Consider the following 19,281-nt stretch of genomic DNA (forward strand, 5'->3'; position numbering starts at 1 on the left):
GTGACAGCAGCAACCGCTGCTTTGTCGAGGTTTACTTTAATGGTCTGATGAAGAGCTTCAGGAGCCAGCTCCTCGCCACCTCCTCCTATATTCACATCAATAACTTGATAGAATGCACCTTGAGTGTCGTAAACATCCCATACGCCCAAAATCAAATGATAGCCGCTGCGATCAGATGGGACGTTGCAGCTGTGGGACACGGATCTAGAAGGTGTCTTACCTCCATCATTAACAGAACAGAACGGCTTCAAATCAAGTGCAGAGCGGGTAAGCGGTGCGCTCGAATTCCATCCTTGCTTGGTGATGTAATAGTGCCATTTACTCGTTCTGTGCGCCGCTGTTAATGTCCATTTGAAGGTTTGTTGCCCACCTGAAATGCTCGACTTCTGCCAGCGATTGGACGATTGTTGATTCAATTCATTGAATTGGGGAAGACCGCCGCTGGAAATCTTGCCGTCCGAAGGCCCGCCTTGCGGAAAGCCTTTGACTCCTTCAATGCTGTGCGGGTCCCACTGCACATTGCCACAATTTTTGTTCACTTGCAGTTTACAATTGTACGCGCGACTTGCTGGCGAATCGATGTACCCGTGAGCAGAAGCATTCTCGGCGAAGCCTGTCATCCCAAGAACGCCCAAGAGCGTGATGCCGAAAGCTGCCAATCGTGTTGCATTTTTTGACCACAACGGGTGTGTGAAGCGATGATGTCTCATTTTACCTACCTCCTTAAATTTGGGTTGGAAAAATTGAATCCGCTTTCAAGGAAGATTGTACTATAACTTTACAGGTCGTGTACTTAAAAATTGTCTAAATTAAAGGGCTTAAATATTAAACAGGTGAAGGATATTGTCCTGAAAATGTCGAAGATTTTCGTTCGTCGTTAGCAATTGAAAGTGTCTATTTAATTGAAATACAATCTAACATGCTTCGTACTACACAATTGTTATCTGCAACTTAAGGATTGGATAAACGGTAACTCCGAACGGATGTGGAATGCACCTCCAATTGTTAGTTCTGCCTAACAACTGGGGTGCACTTCAACCTTCAACCTGAGGACGGCACCTGCTAGTTTAGAGATTAAGCTATCAAGTCTCTTAAATGTGCGAGAATGTGAACTATTTCCCCCCAGTTTGGTGATGCGAGCATGTAAGCTCACTAGAATGGTCTACTAAAGCTGTAGAACTTGTAGAACTTGTAGCTACTGCCACTGCCTTGTCCAAGTTCGCTTTAATAGACCGATGAAGAGTATCAGGAGCCAATTGGCCTGGCTGCGCTTCGCTACTCCCTCCGATGTTCACATCAATAACTTGATAGAATGCCCCCAGAGTGTCGTGGACATCCCATACACCCAAAATCAAATGATGGCCGCTGCGATCGGATGGAACGTTGCAACTGTGGGACACGGATTTAGGAGGTATCTTCCCCCCATCATTAACAGAGCAGAACGGCTTCAAATCGAGAGCGGAGCGGGTAAGCGGTGCACTTGAATCCCACCCCTGCTTGGTGATGTAATAGTGCCATTTAGTCGTTCTGTGCTGCGTTGTTAAATGCCATTTGAATGTATGTTGACCCGGTTGAATATTTAACTTATGCCAACGATTCGAGGATTGTTGATTCAACTCACTGAATTGTGGAATACCTCCGCTGGAAATCTGCCCATCAGCTGGACCGCCTTGTGGGAAGCCTTTGGTTCCTTCAACGCTATACGGGTCCCACTGCACATTGCCGCAATTTTTATTCACTTGCAAATTACAGTTGTACGAGCGGCTTGCTGGTGATTCGATGTACCCGTGAGCAGAGGCGTTCTCAGCGAACCCTGTCATCCCCAAAATACCTAGAAGCGTGATGCCGAAAGCTGCCAATCGTGTTGCGTTGTTTGACCACAACGGATGTGTAAAGCGATGATGTCTCATTTTACCTACCTCCTTAAATTTGGGCTGGAAAAATTGAATCCGCTTTCACGGAAGATTGTACTATAATTGTACAGATTGTGTACTTAAAAATTGTCTAAATTAAAGGGCTTAAATATTTGGTGTAAAAAGTAGGTTTACTTCGTCATATCGATTAACTAAATCATGTTCTAAACTAACGAATAGCCGATATGACTAGCAATGAGGTATCAGCTGTTTTTTGTTTCGATCTCGATATAATCACATCGCATTTACGATTAAAAAATAGAGGCTGTCCAAGTCATAATGATGACTTATGGACAACCTCTTATTACGAAATTAACGCTATGGTTTCTTATTGAAACATCATATTAACGCACACGTGTGAAGGTCCACTTTTGTGCCGGAGTTCCGTTATCCGTATAGATTTGCACGTTTGATCCATCAGCAGTGCCTGCGGCATATACATCTAGTGCTTTACCGCTCCCTGTATTAATGAGTTTATAACTTCCATCGCTATGTTTGCTAAAGGACCATTTTTGTGCACTCGTTCCATTGTCACTGTATATTTGTACGTTTGACCCGTCAGCGGTACCTGCCGCATAGACATCCAGCGCTTTTCCACTACCCGTATTAATCAGTTTGTAGCTGCCATCTGAATGAAGCCACACTTGCCATTGCTGCGCTGCGGAGCCATTTACGCTCGAAATTTGTACATTCGTGCCATCCGCAGTGCCTCCATTAAATACATCAAGTGCTTTGCCGCTATTCGTGTTAACAAACTGATAGACTGCGCCATTCACCAATTCAGGTGTCGGTTGCGGCTTCGGCACGTTGCCGCCTTGAATATTCACATCAATGACTTGATAGAACGCCATTTCTGTATCATGGACGGTCCAGACACCCAGAATCACGTGATAGCCGCTGCGATCAGCCGGAACGTCACAGCTGTGAGAGACGTTTACGCCAGGCGTCTTGCCGCCATCATATACAGAGCAGAACGGATTGAGGTCAAAAGATGAACGAGCCAGTGGTGCACTGGAGTTCCATCCTTGCTTTGTGATGTAATATTTCCAGTCTGTTGTTGCATGTGGCTGTTTTAAAAACCAATTAAATGTATTCTTACCCGTTTTAATATTCATCTGTTGCCATCTAGTAGGGGATTGTTGGTCAAGCTCTGGGAAGAGGTGGTGATTACCACTAGCAATTTTTCCATCTGGTGGGCCAGCGAGTGGAAAGCCTTTTTGGAATTCAACGCTTTGCGGCTCATACTGGATCAGGCCACAATTTTTGTTAACGAGTATTTTACAGTTGTATGCGCGACTTGCTGGTGATTCGATGTACCCGTGAGCCGAAGCGTTCTCAGCGAACGTCGTCATTCCGAGAATGCCTAACAGCATAATCCCGAAAGCTGCGAATCGTGTTGAAGCTTTAACAAACATGTGATGACTGAAGCGATGATGTTCCATTTTACCTACCTCCTTAAATTTGGGTTGGAAATGTGAATCCGCTTTCAATATGAATTGTACTACGAAGATTTAGGTCTTGTGTTTAAAAATTGTCTAAAGTCATATATTGAACCAATATTGGTTAGATATATTATGTATTTATCGCGATGTAGCCGTGTACACATTTACTTTTTACATGGCGCTACGTGGCATGAATGGCTAGTGGAATTCAATTGCTTTTCCCTGAATTTTATGAAATCCATAAAAAAGAGGTTGTCCCAGTCAAGCATGTTCATGCTCATGACTTTAGGACAACCCCATCCATTGTTCGACGTGACCCACGTTCATTATGAAGTTGTACGGACACTAAGGACGGATTGTCGAACGCGACTTGCTGTTCAATGAGAACCAGACCCAGACGACGTTCACGAACAAAAACACCCCTGACATAATAAATATGCCCTCAATGCCAATGAAGCCTGACACGGCTCCGCCGACTATAGGTCCTACCATATTGCCAAGGGCTAGCGTGCTCGTGTTAAAGCTGTACGCTCGACTTTCCATACCATCTGGCGTGTACTGACGAATGAGCGAGTTGACACTTGGCAGCAGTCCACCCATAAACATGCCGAGTAAAAAGCGTACTGCAAGCAACTGCCAGACGTTCTGGACGAACGCTTGTGGTATAAGCGCTATCGCCGCACCGGCAAGCGAGAACAATAGTACGCGCTGGGCTCCAATTCGGTCGCTCAACCTGCCCAGCAGCGGTGAGCACACCATATTGGAGATACCGGTAACTGCGCTAACTAAGCCTGCCATTAGGGCGAGATTCTCTGTAGAGCCGTGCAATTCTTGTACGTAAATCGGCAGCAAAGACATCGGGCTTAACATGGCGAATTGTAGCAAGAAAGTAACGGCTAGCAACGCCATTAATTGTGGAATACGGCTTAATTGTTTAAAGCCTTCTAATACGGATACTTGTGGTTGATGAGCCGCTTCCTCTCGATCAAATTTCTCGCGCACGAGAAACATGGTGATCAATGAAGCGATACCAATACAAGCGCCAGTAATAAAAAATATAGAGCGAAAGCCGACCATATCCGCTAATATTCCTCCAATAAGAGGGCCGAGAATCGTTCCCGCTACGCCACCCGATTGAAAGACGCCCATCGCAAACCCCATGCGTTCTTTAGGGGTGGTGGCAGAAATGAGGGAGATCGCTGCTGGATTGAACCCTGATATCGTTCCGTTCAACATGCGCAGCAACAAGAGGTGAAGCGGTGTCTGCGCAAATCCCATCAGAGCTGTTACAATCGCCATCCCAAAGCCTGAACGAAGAAGCATGACTTTACGTCCATACTTATCCGCAAATTTCCCCCAAATCGGTTGAAACAAAAAGGATGTGAAAAAGTTGGCTGCAAAAATAAGTCCCGCCCATACCCCAATTTCATGCTGATCCGTTAAGCCGATATCTTGCTGTAAGTAAAGTGCCAGGAACGGTACGACCATAGTCATACCGCCCATGACGAGAAATGACCCGAACCATAAAATGACGAGATTTAGTTTCCATCGCTGCATATTCTTATTCACCACTTTTCTCGGGCCACGTTCCGTCCGGTGTGTCAGCAACTGCCATTATTATACCACAGTTTGGATAACCCATTTTGCTTGATTTCTAAAATTATTCGATTAAAGTTGGTTGTCCATTTGGAATTGTACGTGACAACGAATACGTGCGTGAGCAAATTGTTCGCGCCATTTTGCTTGACTATACGCGGGGTATCCCATCTTATTGCGCACATACATCCCTAAATTAACGGCGTCAGTTCGTTGTTTCTGTAGCTCTTGCATCACCTTATTCATCTCTTCCTCTACTTTTTGTTCGATATAGGCTGCAGGCCGGCTCTCGGCCTTGATTAGCTCATTCAGCGGTGTGATAACGCTGCCGCTTAAGCTGACATAAATATCGATTTCAATTTCAGGGGAGACCTGCTTCACTTTAATCCAACGTTTCGCTTTGGCATTATCGATCACGAGCGAAAAGGGGGCTCCGAACGTTTTTGGAGGCATATACACATACGTATTCATGCGATCATTTCTCATCATGAGCATATAGGCAACATCTTTTTCAGGCAGTGTATACGTCCATTTTCCACCTTGAAACAAGGCAATACCTTGCACATACACATCTTCTTTCGTCGATCTTAGATGCGAAGCAAGCGGTTCAGCGCCATCATCCAAATAATCGCGTACAAAATTGAAAATCGTCGACATCGAGATGCCTTTATTTTGATTTAATTTGAGCAGGAGACGATACAACGTGTAGTTGAGCTCATCCAAATGGTTGCGCAGCAAGTCGCTTGCCTTGCCGTCATAAATAAACAAGTTGGCTGACAGCGGCAGCTCTGGATCATAAATTAAGTTACGCAGCACATCGATTACATCATCTTGAGCTACGCTTTTACCGACAATGACATTGCGGAGCTGTCCCAGTACGAGCTTGTACCTTGTTTTTAAAATGAGTTTCCGATAGGCACCTGGGAAGTCGGTTGCCTTAATCGTAATATAAGCGAAGCTCGTCTTACCTGTTTCCTTCGTTTGCGGAAAGCTGATGCCGAATTCAAACATGTGATCGTCGCTTTTATCAATCGTAATCGTTTGAATAAAGCCAGCCTCGTTAACAATCGTCTTGTTCTGACAGCCAACTGTAAGTCCGGCAAGCAATACAAATACGATGGCAATCCAATGACGGCTCGCCATGTTATATCACCTCTGGATGTTCCTTATTTCGATACGTCTGCACATTTTGCTGCTCTGGAGTAAGTCCACAAGCTACCGTTGTTATGGGTAATTCCGCTTGTTTGGTTGTAGATTGCTTGTTTTTTGCTTGCTTCGGTAAAAACATATACAGCAATATCCATGTCGCCATTAGTACCCAGTCTGCTATAACGACCATTGATTTGACGCTATCCTTTATAGTCATTGAAACTGGCGCCAAAATCAAAGCTGTCGACAATAGGCCGATTAATGTGTAATTAGCCGCCTTTCGCTCGACTTTCTGCATCTGCTTTAACATTTGGGCTGCGCACCAAATGAAAATGGACGTATTGATGGCTGTGGAAAACATCAGGAAAATAAATAGCAAATCCGTAATATAGGAGAGAATCGTAATCTGTGTACTCCCGTATAGTCGAAGTACAGCTAGACGAACGAAGCTCGACTGATTGATGGGCAGTAATCCTTGCACGAGCAAACAGTACATTAAATAGTAGGCGCCTAAGATGCAGTTGAAAATAAGGGTACTTCGAAACCAAGCCGTCTTTTTATCCAAATGTGGTGCTAAGATCATTAAGATTTCGAACCCGAAAAAGGCGCTAAATACTTGAAAAAAGCCTTGCACGGTAGGATTGGCATTATGAAAAAAAAACGGTGTCAGGCGTGCTGTGCTAAAATCGCTAAATTGCAGCACTTCTAAGCCAATGGTCCAGAAGGACAGCAGAAAAAAAACAATCGAAACTTTAGCGATCGTGTACGAGCCTTGCCATGCTGTATATACACAAACGCCAAGCAAAATAACGGCCATCGAGTTGATCGGCACGGAAATATCGTTTGTATATTGCAGCGTTGAAACGTATGTATGAATAAACGTAAAGGTAGCTGCAACGAAAATGAGCATCGCCACGGTATGCAGCATAAACGCGATTGGCTTGGGAAGTCTTTCCGAAATGAGCTGCAAGACGGATTTGTAATCATGTTTTTTGATTCCATAATGGATGCCCCAGAGGTGAAGCAGCACGAGGGCAAACAGAAAAATAATAATGATCCATCCGTTCGTGCCATACTCAAGGGACACGATCGTGGGCAACTGAAACATCATAACGCCGCGCTGTGTCATAAAGAGTAATGTTCCGACGGCAAATGCCTTCATTTTAGGTGACACTAGTTTGCACCTCCCGTGCTGCCCGTTTGTGAACTGGAATGTGAGCTGGCTATTGATCCCGCTTGCGAACCGGATTGTGAATTGGCTAGTGAGCGGCTTTGCGCGTTGCTTTGCGCGCTGCCTTGCGAACCGCCCTGCGAACCGCCCTGCGTGCCGCCCTGCGTGCCGCCCTGCGTGCTGCCTTGTGCGCTGCCTTGTGCGCTGCCTTGCGCGCTGTCTTGCGCGTTGCTTTGCGCGCTACCTTGGGCGCTGCCTTGTGCGTTGCCTTGTGCGTTGCCTTGTGCGTTGCCTTGGGCGCTGCCCTGCGTGCCGCCCTGCGTGCCGCCCTGCGTGCCGCTCTGCGTGCCGCCCTGCGTGCCGCTCTGCGTGCCGCCCTGCGTGCCGCCCTGCGTGCCGCCCTGCGCGCCGCTCTGCGTGCCGCTCTGCGTGCCGCCCAGCGTGCCGCCCAGCGTGCCGCCCAGCGTGCCGCCCAGCGTGCCGCTCTGCGAACCTGCTTGCACGCTGTTCTGTTGTGCTGCTTTGTAACCGCGCTTTGGCCTGTTCTTCTTATTCAACATCAGGTACGGCCCGATATGGTCCAGCACAATATATTCTTTAGATAACGTACGGAGCTGACACAAATGCACAATGAGCACGATTGTGAACAGCATGATGCCAAAATATCCAAATAGACCAGCTAAAATAATATTGACAAACCGGAGCATCCGCAAAGACGTCTCCATCGTATAGTTCGGCACGATAAAAGAGGCGAGCGCAGCTGTCGCAACGGTTACGATAAGTACGTTTCCGGCTAATCCGGCGGCAACGATCGCTTGCCCGATAACTAGCCCTCCGAAAATACCGATCGTCGAGCCGATCTTGGCAGGCAGGCGAATGCCAGCCTCACGAAGCAGCTCAATAATAGACTCCATTAACAACGCTTCAAAAATCGGATCAAACGGCACGCGATAGCGTGATTTTACGATCGTCTGCAACAACGTAACCGGAATGAATTGATAATGGAAAGTCGTAACAGCCACATAAAAAGCGCTAAACAGAAGCGTTAGCGAAAACGCAAGCACACGCAATACTCGAATAAACACACCGAAATGCCAACGGTCATATTCGTCTCCTGACGATGACAGAAATTCAGAAAATTTGGCGGGAGCGACGAGCGCTGTAGGGCTGTTCTCGGTAATGAGTGCGACTTTACCTAGCAGCAAATGATGCGCAACGGTGTCAGGAAGCTCGGTACTGTACCATTGCGGAAATATGGAGTAAGGCTGATCCTCCAAATATTTAGTCAGCGCGTTGCCATCTAGTTGCTTTTCAATAAATAGCGCGCTTAGTCGCTTATCAGCTTCCTGCAATGCCTCTTTATCAACCGCGCTGTCTAAATAGAGGAGGTACGTATTGCATGGTATATGCTTGCCGATGTTGTAATTTTGAACTTTTAAGTCTGTAGTCCGCAAACGTCGGCGCAGCAAGGCAATGTTCGCTGTCCACTGTTCGATGAACGAATCGTGCGGGCCCGTAATAATGCTTTCACGTTGCGAGTAGTCTACGCTGCGGTTGGCGCCGATGCCTGCCGCAGTCGTGTACAGCTTTCCAGCGTGAACAGCGCCAATTTCACCATTAAGCACCGCGTCTGACCACGTTTTTAACGCTTGCTGGTCGGTCGTTCCCTGTATTTCTTTCCACGTCGTAAGTAAACGCTGCACTCCTTCTTCATAAGGCGCATTGGCAAAAAATGAAGTAATCACTTCATGGAATTGCACTTTATCAAGCAAACAGTCAAAGTAGAAGAACATGATGTCGCCGCCGTTATAAGCTTCAATTTTAAAATCGTCACAGTGTACAAATAGTTGTCGAATTTGTTGAACTACATCCATGGCATGTTCTCCTTCCTTGTCTGCTTCTTTGGATAGGTTGTGCAAACGATCCATTTTTATAACAAAAAAGAGATAACCATCTCTAACGAATCTTGTTCAGAAAGATGTTTTTTTAAGGAAGCTAGTTACAATTTAGTCGGTTTAACGTATCATTAAGATTTGGTGAGTAAATGTAAGCGTTTTCCGTAACATTGTCAACAGATTGTCAAAGCTTGTGAAGATGGTCTGGTTGTGATGGCACGGGAAAAGGGGCATAATGGAACCGTTAGGTTGTAACATTTTGCACAATACCGTTGAAGAGAGGTATTACGTGATGACTTATAATGATAGATTTATTCGTGCTTGTAAAAAGGAAACTGTTGATCAACTGCCGGTATGGTATATGCGACAAGCAGGTCGCTATGATCCTGACTATCGTAAAATTAAAGAGAAATACAGCTTGCTCGAAATTTGCCAACAACCAGAGCTAGCTGCTGAAGTCACACTAATGCCTGTCCACAAATTGGGCGTGGATGCGGCTATTCTTTATTCTGATATTATGAATCCGGTAGCGTCTATCGGAATCGATTTTGATATTGTGGCTAATGTTGGACCCGTTATTCATAATCCGATTCGCAGCGTGGCTGATGTAGAGCGCTTGAAACCATTTGACGCGGAAGGCGATTTGGGCCACGTGCTCGAAACGATCCGCATTTTAGATCGTGAATTGAAAGTGCCATTGATTACATTTGTCGGTGCGCCATTCACGATCGCAAGCTACCTAATTGAAGGTCGTCCTTCCAAAACATACATTCGTACGAAAACGATGATGTATGAGACGCCTGAAATTTGGTTTGCACTTATGGACAAGCTGGGTGATATGGTTATCGAATACTTGCGCGCCCAAGTTAAGCATGGCAGCAAAGCGTTCCAAATGTTTGACAGTTGGGTCGGATCGCTGTCACCACGCGACTTCCAACTTTACGTTCTGCCTACGATTGAACGTATTTTTGCAAGTGTGGCTGATTTGGACGTACCTAAAATTTATTTCCCTGGCGTGAGCTCTGGCGAGCTGTTGCCATTGTTGCATAACGTTAAGGCTGACGTGATCGGACTTGATTGGCGTGTATCGATTGCTGAAGGTCGCCGTCGCCTAGGTGAGAAATTTGCGGTGCAAGGCAACTTGGACCCATTTATACTGACAGGCCCAATGGATATTATTCAACGGGAAGCTGCTCACATTATCGATCAGGGCGTTCAGGAGCCAGGTTATATTTTCAACTTGGGTCACGGCTTGTTCCCAGAAGCGTCGCTGGATAAATTGAAGCAGTTAACTGAATATGTGCACACGTATTCGAGAGAGGCGCTTGCAAAGCGCTAATCTTTTTAAATCAAACGAGACTTTACAATAGATGAGATCGTAATGGATCAAGGAGGCTTCCTCGATGGCACAACGCACGATAGGTGTGCTCGTTATGTCCTACGGCACCCCGCGTAGCATGGATGAAATTGAACCGTATTATACCCATATCCGCAGAGGCAGCCCGCCTGCTCCAGAGCAGCTGCAAGAGCTGCGCGATCGCTATGAGGCGATCGTGGGCGGCGTATTTCCGCTGCGTGAGCATACAGATCGCCAAGTAGAAGGTTTGCAAGCTGCGCTTAATGAGCGCACGGCAGGCAGTGATGTGCGCTACGTGTGCTATCAAGGATTAAAGCACGTCCAGCCGTACATTGAGGACGGCGTAGTGGCGATGGCTCGCGACGGAATTACCGAAGCGGTCAGCATCGTATTGGCTCCACACTACTCGGTGATGAGTGTAGGCAGCTATAACAAGCGTGCGCAGGAAGAAGCAGACAAGCAAGGCATCCGTATGCAAAGTGTGAAGTCGTATCACTTGCATCCGACCTTAGTCGAAGCTTGGACGGAGCGGGTTAGTGAGCAATTGACAGCGTTTGAGCAAGACGGTGCAGCGCAAGCCGAAGTAAAGGTTTTATTTAGTGCGCACAGTTTGCCAACACGCATTTTGGAAATGAATGATCCGTATCCAGACGAGCTGCATGCTACATCAGCAGCGATTGCGACGCAGTTGGGCTTGTCTGACGGTCAATGGCAATTTACGTGGCAGAGTGCGGGTCAGACGGCAACGCCATGGCTGGGCCCTGACATTTCGGAAACGTTGGCAGGCTTGGCGCAGCAAGGCGTGCGTCATATGTTGTCTGCACCGATTGGCTTCGTATCGGATCATTTGGAAGTGATGTATGACCTTGACATTGAAACTACACAACAAGCACAAAGTTTGAATGTGAACTATAAGCGGACACGAATGTTAAACGATGATTCGAAGTTTATGAACGTGTTGGCGGATGCTGTTGTTGGGGATGCATCAAAGTTGTAAAGCAATTCATAACTACAATGAAATAAGACAGACATTCAATAGAGTTGCAAACATAATGGGCGCAGGAGTAAAGGAAGGGACTTATCATGGATTGTTCGCGGGATATCGTCATTATTGGCGGTGGAATAACAGGGCTGTCTGCGGCATTTTATGCGTGGAAACAGGCACAGGAGAACGGCTTATCAATCAATATTACGGTCGTAGAAAAAGCACCTAAATTAGGTGGAAAAATAGAGACGATGTATCGGGATGGATGCGTGATTGAAAAGGGGCCGGACTCCTTTTTGGCACGCAAGCTACCGATGATCGAACTGGCGCGTGATGTTGGGTTGGAATCCGAGCTTGTAGCCACAAATCCGAACGCGAAAAAGACGTATATCTTAAAACGCGGCAAGTTGCACCGTATGCCCCCAGGCTTGGTGTTAGGCATACCGACCGAAATGGGGCCATTTGCAAAGACAGGGTTAATTTCGATATTTGGTAAGCTACGTGCGCTTACAGACTTGATTCGTAAGCCACGGATGTCGAATGAAGACGAATCGTTGGGAGGCTTCCTTGATCGACGACTTGGCAAGGAAGTGACGGAGTATGTAGCCGAACCGCTGCTCGCTGGCATTTATGCAGGGGATATGCGCAAGCTGAGCTTGCAGGCGACGTTCCCGCAATTTGGCGAGGTCGAGCGCAAGCACGGCAGCATTATTCGCGGCATGATAGCTAGTCGAACAGCCGGACAATCTGTACCAGGCTTGCCGGACGTCGCGAAGAAGACGACATTTTTGACGTTTCGACGCGGCTTGGGCTCGTTGGTCGAACGAATGGAGCAAGTGTTGCGCGACAACGTACAGTTTAAGACAGGCGTTGAAGCGCTTCGTATCGCGAAGTGCGACGACGGTCAACGGTATGAAGTGCAGTTGAGTGATGGCGCTGTGCTACAGGCGTCGCGCATCATCGTAACGACGCCTTCCAACTTCGCAGCTCCGTTGCTGCGTGATCATATTGATGTAAGCGCATTGGAGGCTATTGAACACGTCTCGGTTGCGAACGTGATTACGGCCTTCAAACGCTCGGACATCAAGGCGAAGCTTGATGGGACTGGGTTTGTTATTTCACGCCGTGAAGGGCGTGCAATTACAGCTTGTACGTGGACTTCGATCAAGTGGCTGCATACGTGCCCAGAGGACACACTCGTCATTCGCTGCTACATCGGACGCGCAGGCGACGAGGAGCGGGTAGAGTGGCCAGATGAGGCTTTGAAACGCACCGTCATTAAAGAGCTGAAAGAGTTAATGGACATTGATGCAGAGCCTAAATTTATGGAAATTACACGGTTGCGCCAGTCGATGCCGCAATATCCGGTCGGTCACGTACAGGAAATTACGCGACTGCGTGAGGCGCTGAAACGCGACTTGCCAGGTGTTTTTGTGGCAGGTCAGCCTTATGAGGGTGTTGGGATGCCAGACTGTATTCGCGGCGGGCGTGCAGCTGGTGAGGCTGCGGCGGCGTTGTAGTGCCGTAATACCATAACGCTTTACGCCGTAACGCTGCCATCTATTTTCATCGTAAACATTTTCGCTAAGCAACGCAATTATAATCAAACTGAGAAGCTGTCCTACACCACTTAAACGGGGAAAGGGCAGCTTCTTTGTAAATGGAGCAGCTGGGCTGCGCATCTTTTATTTTTTCAGGGGGAGAACCTAATGCATAAGCGTAATGATGAATTCCAATCTGCAAAGGAACATTTATCGTCAACTCCAAAGTTTAATCGCACGATTTATCATGTAGCAGCAGCACAGTCCTTGGTCATACAACGTATCACATCTGTTGCGAGTGAACGTGTACCATTGGAACAAGCCTATGGTCGCTATTTAGCCGCTCCGGTAAATGCGGATGTGCCCGTACCACATTTTCGTCGCTCCGTTATGGATGGCTACGCAGTTCGGGCAATAGACACTACAGGCGCATCTGCCTCACAACCTATTCAATTGAAAATGATAGACGAAGTTCCATGCGGCTCTGTCTCTCCACATGTATTACAAGCAGGCGAAGCGATTCGCATTATGACAGGAGCGCAAGTGCCCGCAGGTGCAGATGCCGTTGTCAAATATGAATGGACTTCAGCAGAAGAACAACACGGCGAAGTATGGATCGAAATATCTGGTTCGGTGAAGTCGGGCGAAAATGTACTGCCTATCGGCATGGAAATCGCCGCAGGTGAACGATTGGTAGCGAGTGGCGAGCGGATTGGCTCGGGGCAAATGGGATTGCTCGCCATGTTTGGCTGTGCGCAAGTCGCGGTACATAAGCGTCCGCAAGTCGCGGTGTTATCTACCGGTCACGAGCTGCTAGGCGTGGATGAGCCGCTTGCACCAGGTAAAATCCGCAACAGCAATGCGTATTTGCTTGCTGCGCAAATAGAAGAAGCAGGGGCTGTTCCTCATTTGCTGCACCATGTACCTGATCACTTCGATACGGCGCGTGACGTGGTCGAACAGGCGTTAGCTTCCTACGACGCCGTCGTAACGACAGGTGGAGTATCTGTAGGTGATTATGATGTACTGTACGACATTACGAATCATTGGGATGGCGAATTGTTGTTTAACAAGCTTGCGATGCGACCAGGTAGCCCGACGACAGTTGGCTTATTGAACAATAAGCCGCTATTTGCGCTGTCCGGCAATCCAAGCGCTTGCTTTGTTGGGTTCGAGCTGTTCGTGCGTCCAGCCTTATTAATGATGCAAGGAGTCGGGGCGGAGCAAGCGCTGCCCGTAAGGTATCGGGCTAAACTTGCACAACCTTTTGCAAAAGTGGATACATTTGAGCGGCTCGTCCGAGGAACGATGTGGACAGATGAACAGGGGCAACTGCTCGTACGGCCTGTTGGCCTCGATGTGTCGAGTGTAACGATTACGATTCGCGATGCGAACTGCCTCATCGTTATTCCAGCGGCTGTTCATCATTTGGATGCGGAAGCTGTCGTAGACATTATCCCGCTACGTTTGCGACCGTAATCCATCCCCGCCTCTAGTGCTAGTCTGCTGGTCGTCACTCTTCCCATGCGACTAAAGGCGGGGCGGGGTCCAAAATGGACTCGTATTGTTCGAGCCAACCGTACTGCCCTTCCGGGTCCAGCAGGCGGTAACGCTCTGCCTTATGCAGCCTGTCTTGTGGCGTAGCCCAGCCAAAATGCTGTATGCGGGCCGAATGACACGCAAAAGACAGCTGCTCAATTTCAAGCGGGAATCGGCCGCAATGCTGGTTCGTTTCTTTCCAAGCCGTACTTGCTAAGCAGTGCGGCCGTACAAGGAAGGGGCGATAAATAAGATGCGCTCGCCAAAAATAGTCCTCCCGATAGTGGGTCTCGTTCCACATATCATATAACCGAAAGTAAAACGCATCGTAAACATGCTGACGCAAGAGCGCCTCAATATGTTGATCCAACTGTTGATCGAACAGTTCGTCGGCATCCACATTCAAGATCCAATCGGGATCGGTGCTTAATGTCGCTTCCCATTGCTGCTTGCGCAGTCGATGCTCCTCCTTGAAGTTCGACGCTTCATTCCTAATCAGATGGAGTGGTATTCCGTTAAGTATCTCTTCACAAACGGATACCGTATGGTCTGTGCTGCCATCATCGATAATGACCGCCTGATCAATGATAGGACGATACCGTTGTAGTACGCGACTCAAGTAACGGTCTGCTTCGTTGTGAACGGTCATCGACAGCGTTAAACGGTACGGTCTTGGGCGCATGGAGCAGCTTCCTCCTTCACAAGCAGGCACAAATGAACAGATCCCAATAAACGGTAAAAAACCCAGTGGCATCCTCTTATTTTTGACGGCTCCATCTTTTAATCGGGCTGTTTACATGCTTGAATGTAGCGGGCTACCCCATCTAAATCAGTCTGACGGTAAATGTGGTAGGCAGGACGACGTGTATCCACATACAGAGAAAAGCCGAGCGCCGCAGCGCGGACGCAAAAATGACGGTCTTCGCCCCAGAACGAAATGTTGCGAATTTCTTTAAAGCGCACCCCAGCTTCAATTGCTTTTCGGCTAATCAATGTGCAAGCGCCTAACCCACCAACTTCAAAAATGCCAGGCTGACGCAGCTGCTTTAAAAAGGTAAGCAGTCTTGCATTCGACTCTTCATCCGTTAACTGCTCCAGCCGAGCTTTCGGAATGAGCGAATATACATCTTGCAGCCATACTTGCGGCATTTCAATGATGTTGGGCTCCCATGCTGTCCAGTAAATATTCGCCACAATATCTTTTTGCGTGCCCATTAAGCGCTCGATCGTATCGGGATGTATAATGACGTCCGAATCAATGAGAAAGACGTAATCGTAGCGCATTTCTTGCGCGTGATCCAAAATCCGGTCTTTCATAGCAGCGACATGCCATATGAGCGCCTCGCTCCAATAATGAGTCGTTTCGGTTCGATGGTAAGTTAAGTTAGGTTGCTCACTTGGCCATACGTTAATATTCCATTTTGGGTTGCGGTTCTGAAAGGCAACGAGATCGTGCGCAGACGTGACATGATCATTATCATCAACAAAAATAAAATCGGCTTCAAAGGATGTTTGCTTAATCAGCTCTAAGGACTGTAGAAAAGCTTGCAGAATATCGGGCTGTTGTTTGATGGGACTACCGATTAACACACGTGGTAAGGCCATAGAATTATCCTCCGATTTGTTCATTAAAATGTGGCCTATAGGGGCCTATGTGACCATTGTATGAGTAGGGAGTAGATGACATCACTTTAGAATTAGGGGCTTATTTTTAAAAAGGCATGCTGGAAACATAGCGTGTTCGTCTACATGATGTAGAGGGCTGATAGTGGGCAATTATGGGTTGTTCATGTACAATAGCAAGTAGACAACACAACGAGGGGAGCGGTGCAACGATGTCTCTGTCGACAGACGAACAAATACAATCCGAATCAACGTCGGAAGCGGGAATGGATGAGCGTGACGCTACACATAATCGTGATGCTAGGCATGATCGTGACTCTAGACATGATCGTTACTCTAGGCAGGAGCGATTCAGCCCAATTGGGCCAGATGGACAGCAGCGCATACGTGCCAGTCGCGTGCTCGTAGTGGGAGCAGGCGCTCTTGGCTCCGGCATTGCCGAGACGCTAGTACGAGCGGGCGTCGGTCATGTCACAATCGTTGACCGTGATTATGTGGAGTGGAGCAACTTGCAGCGGCAGCAACTGTACACGGAGCAAGATGCGCAGGAACGATTGCCGAAGGCCGTTGCCGCGGAGCGCAGACTAAAGGCGATTAACTGTGATGTTAGCATACGCGGCTTGGTGGCAGATGTGACAGTGGACGAGCTGCCGGATATGGCAGCGGATGTACACCTTATTTTAGATGCGACAGATAACTTTGATACACGGATGCTCATTAACGATTATGCAATGAGTATGAACATTCCGTGGATATATGGAGCTTGTGTAGGAAGCTACGGCATGTCGATGATGTTTGTTCCTAAGCACACACCTTGCCTGCACTGTTTGATGGAGAGTGTGCCAATTGGGGGAGCGACCTGCGATACGGCTGGGATTATTCCGCCAGCCGTGCAAATGGTTGTCGCTTATCAAGCTGCCGAAGCGTTAAAATGGCTGGCCGGAAAGCATGAAGCGCTGCGCGATAAGCTCGTGTCGTTTGACTTGTGGACGAATCAATTTACGTCCATCCATGTCGGTGCCGCCAAGCGATCCGATTGTCCATCGTGCGGAGAACAGGCAGTCTATCCGTATTTAAGCGCGGCTAACCATCGCAAGACGGACATTTTATGCGGGCGTGACACGGTGCAAATTCGGCCTGCTCAATCGCTTGTCCTTGATTTGGACGGGCTTGCTGCGCGCTTTCGGGGGCTGGATGAATGCGAAGTATCGGCTAATCCGTATCTCGTTTCGCTCCAGACCGCGCACCACCGGCTCGTCATTTTCCGCGACGGCCGTGTGCTTGTGCATGGCACGCAGGACCCCGTAGAAGCGCGCACGGTGTATGACCGCTATTTAGGATAAGGTTAAGGAAGCGGATGTTCGGCTAGTGGGTCCCATGGGCCAAGCTGATGGCCGATCCATTCAGAGCCGTCATCCCAACTTTCCTTTTTCCAAATCGGAACGCGCTGTTTAAGTCGCTCAATTGCGTAGCGACTTGCTTCATAACTGCTGACTCGGCGCGGTGCAGAGACAGCAATAACGACGCTCGCGGCACCGACTTGTACGGTGCCAAGGCGGTGAGTGATCGCCGTTATGGTGCCTGGCCAGCGCTCGGCAATTTCTTCGCCGATGGATACGAGCATGCCTAAAGCCATCGGCACGTAGGCTTCATAATCCAGCTGCACCGTCCGCTTGCCGTCTGTATGCTCGCGCGTCGTGCCGATAAAGATGAGCGCGGCTCCATGATCTGGATCAGCAACTTTGTTCGCTACCTCTTCGGTTGAAATGGGCGCGTATGTGAGTTCAAAGCGTCCGTCCGCAGATATGTTGTGGTGTGACGCATTATTTGCGCCATCACTTGCGTCGTCTCCTATGCCATCGCCGCCTGATACTGGCGGAATAAGCGCAAGCTCATCCTGCGCTGCAACATTAGCATGATCAGGGGCATACGCTTGATTGACGGCCATAAAAGAGCGCGTAATAATCGCGCTCGCCGCTGGATAGTGTTCGGCGATCAACGCTTTTAACTCGCGTACGGTCATCTGAGCAGAGTCAGCATGTATGATCATGCTAGGCTGGCCTACGGCGTCTGCTATTCCAGCAAAGCATTGAATGGTGTAAGAGTAAGACATTCGGATACCTTCTTTCTTCCATAAATGATGTCTGACTTAGGTTTGTTTATCCTTTTTATATTATCATAGCCTGTGCAGATCATGTTGAGAAGTACGTCTATAAGTACGTTGATTAGCACTTCATTAAGTATGTCATTAAGTATGTCAAAAAGACTGTCCATAAGTTCGTCATGAGCGCAATGAAAGTGACTTTAGTTGGAAAAAATGAGGGGGAACGGTTAAAATGAATACGATAAACACGGCAAATCTAGCAAGTGAACATGCACTTAAAAATGAAGTTTATGCTTTGGAATTTGGCAACGTATATTGCATCGGACGCAACTATCGACTGCATGCAGCCGAGTTGGGCAACGAAGTTCCTGACGAGCCGCTCGTATTTTTGAAGCCTTCTCATGCGGTCACGCAGCTCACACAGGAGACCGAGCTGCAACTGCCACTTCACCAAGGGGCTGTCCATCACGAAATCGAGCTGGTGCTTCGTATTGGACGACGTGTAGAGCCAGGCATGACGGCAGACGACGTGGTCGACGGCATTGCGCTCGGCATTGATTTTACATTGCGTGACGTGCAGGACGTAGTGAAGAAAAAAGGCACGCCATGGCTACCTGCAAAAGGTGTGCTCCACTCCGCACCGATCACACCGTTTTTTGCTTATCCAGGTTCGGAACAGCTTGCGAGAACACCGTTTTCTTTGCTGCGTAACGGAGAGAGTGTGCAGCAAGGCATGGCGAACGATATGATGTTCTCGTTTGACGAATTGATTCAATATGTGGCTCACCATTATGGTTTGGGAGCAGGGGACATTATATTTACGGGAACACCTGCGGGTGTTGGCCCCGTGCAAGCAGGGGATCGTTTGGAATTGTGCCTGAGCGATTCCATATTAGGCTCCTGCGTCATTGGAGCTCGTCAACAAACGTAGTCAGTTGATTATGAAATCGGTTTAATCGAGGGAGG

The 19,281-nt window shown here is 48.1% G+C and carries 15 protein-coding genes and 1 pseudogene; 6 read left to right on the top strand and 10 right to left on the bottom strand.

The annotated features are described in order from the left end of the window. Positions 1 to 74: 74 nt before the first annotated feature. From KIK04_RS18120 to KIK04_RS18150, 7 genes and pseudogenes are all read right to left on the bottom strand, one after another. Positions 75 to 710: pseudogene (locus KIK04_RS18120) on the bottom strand (lytic polysaccharide monooxygenase); the annotation flags it as partial. A 402-nt stretch (positions 711 to 1,112) separates the two neighbouring features. Then, positions 1,113 to 1,910 carry a lytic polysaccharide monooxygenase gene (locus KIK04_RS18125; protein WP_232274999.1) on the bottom strand — a complete coding sequence of 266 codons (798 nt, stop codon included), beginning with the start codon at positions 1,908 to 1,910 and terminating at the stop codon, positions 1,113 to 1,115. Between the two features lie 347 nt (positions 1,911 to 2,257). Then, positions 2,258 to 3,355 (bottom strand): lytic polysaccharide monooxygenase, encoded by a 1,098-nt coding sequence (locus tag KIK04_RS18130; protein ID WP_232275000.1) that lies wholly within the window; start codon positions 3,353 to 3,355, stop codon positions 2,258 to 2,260. A gap of 345 nt (positions 3,356 to 3,700) precedes the next feature. Continuing rightward, complete coding sequence (locus KIK04_RS18135; RefSeq protein ID WP_232275001.1) at positions 3,701 to 4,912, bottom strand: MFS transporter; 1,212 nt, start codon at positions 4,910 to 4,912, stop codon at positions 3,701 to 3,703. Between the two features lie 111 nt (positions 4,913 to 5,023). Continuing rightward, positions 5,024 to 6,094, bottom strand: coding sequence for a Ger(x)C family spore germination protein (locus KIK04_RS18140; RefSeq protein ID WP_232275002.1), 1,071 nt, complete (start codon positions 6,092 to 6,094; stop codon positions 5,024 to 5,026). 1 nt (position 6,095) lies between these two features. Then, on the bottom strand, positions 6,096 to 7,274 hold the full coding sequence (locus KIK04_RS18145; protein ID WP_232275003.1) for a GerAB/ArcD/ProY family transporter: 1,179 nt from the start codon (positions 7,272 to 7,274) through the stop codon (positions 6,096 to 6,098). After that, positions 7,274 to 9,145 carry a spore germination protein gene (locus tag KIK04_RS18150; protein ID WP_232275004.1) on the bottom strand — a complete coding sequence of 624 codons (1,872 nt, stop codon included), beginning with the start codon at positions 9,143 to 9,145 and terminating at the stop codon, positions 7,274 to 7,276. The genes KIK04_RS18145 and KIK04_RS18150 overlap by 1 nt, the downstream gene beginning before the upstream one ends. 313 nt (positions 9,146 to 9,458) lie before the next feature. On the opposite strand from KIK04_RS18150, the gene hemE reads away from it, so the two are divergent. The 4 genes from hemE to KIK04_RS18170 all read left to right on the top strand — a co-directional run bounded on the left by hemE (position 9,459) and on the right by KIK04_RS18170 (position 14,528). After that, positions 9,459 to 10,505 carry a uroporphyrinogen decarboxylase gene (gene hemE / locus KIK04_RS18155; RefSeq protein WP_232278803.1) on the top strand — a complete coding sequence of 349 codons (1,047 nt, stop codon included), beginning with the start codon at positions 9,459 to 9,461 and terminating at the stop codon, positions 10,503 to 10,505. 64 nt (positions 10,506 to 10,569) lie between these two features. Further along, complete coding sequence (hemH, locus tag KIK04_RS18160) at positions 10,570 to 11,520, top strand: ferrochelatase (protein ID WP_232275005.1); 951 nt, start codon at positions 10,570 to 10,572, stop codon at positions 11,518 to 11,520. Positions 11,521 to 11,606: 86 nt separating this feature from the next. After that, positions 11,607 to 13,028, top strand: a complete 1,422-nt coding sequence (hemG, locus tag KIK04_RS18165) for a protoporphyrinogen oxidase (RefSeq protein ID WP_232275006.1) — start codon at positions 11,607 to 11,609, stop codon at positions 13,026 to 13,028. A gap of 189 nt (positions 13,029 to 13,217) precedes the next feature. Beyond that, the gene (locus KIK04_RS18170; protein WP_232275007.1) at positions 13,218 to 14,528 is read left to right on the top strand and encodes a molybdopterin molybdotransferase MoeA; all 1,311 of its coding nucleotides are present in this window, start codon (positions 13,218 to 13,220) and stop codon (positions 14,526 to 14,528) included. A 34-nt stretch (positions 14,529 to 14,562) separates the two neighbouring features. Here KIK04_RS18170 and KIK04_RS18175 read toward each other — a convergent pair whose 3' ends face one another. Both KIK04_RS18175 and KIK04_RS18180 read right to left on the bottom strand, forming a co-directional pair. Then, complete coding sequence (locus tag KIK04_RS18175) at positions 14,563 to 15,270, bottom strand: glycosyltransferase (protein WP_232275008.1); 708 nt, start codon at positions 15,268 to 15,270, stop codon at positions 14,563 to 14,565. A 98-nt stretch (positions 15,271 to 15,368) separates the two neighbouring features. Continuing rightward, positions 15,369 to 16,193: a glycosyltransferase family 2 protein gene (locus tag KIK04_RS18180; protein ID WP_232275009.1), complete on the bottom strand. Its 825-nt coding sequence runs from the start codon at positions 16,191 to 16,193 to the stop codon at positions 15,369 to 15,371. A 284-nt stretch (positions 16,194 to 16,477) separates the two neighbouring features. Between KIK04_RS18180 and KIK04_RS18185 the strand changes: the two genes are divergently transcribed. Continuing rightward, on the top strand, positions 16,478 to 17,554 hold the full coding sequence (locus KIK04_RS18185) for a MoeB/ThiF family adenylyltransferase (protein ID WP_232278804.1): 1,077 nt from the start codon (positions 16,478 to 16,480) through the stop codon (positions 17,552 to 17,554). Between the two features lie 2 nt (positions 17,555 to 17,556). On the opposite strand, the gene KIK04_RS24245 is transcribed toward KIK04_RS18185, so the two are convergent. Beyond that, a complete protein-coding gene (locus tag KIK04_RS24245) occupies positions 17,557 to 18,324 on the bottom strand; it encodes a molybdenum cofactor biosynthesis protein MoaE (protein WP_269670961.1) in 768 nt (255 codons plus the stop codon). 223 nt (positions 18,325 to 18,547) lie between these two features. Here KIK04_RS24245 and KIK04_RS18200 point away from each other — a divergent pair, with 223 nt between their 5' ends. Next, a complete protein-coding gene (locus KIK04_RS18200; RefSeq protein WP_232275010.1) occupies positions 18,548 to 19,246 on the top strand; it encodes a fumarylacetoacetate hydrolase family protein in 699 nt (232 codons plus the stop codon). Positions 19,247 to 19,281: the final 35 nt, after the last annotated feature.

Source organism: Paenibacillus sp. 481, from assembly GCF_021223605.1.
GTDB lineage: Bacteria > Bacillota > Bacilli > Paenibacillales > Paenibacillaceae > Paenibacillus_B.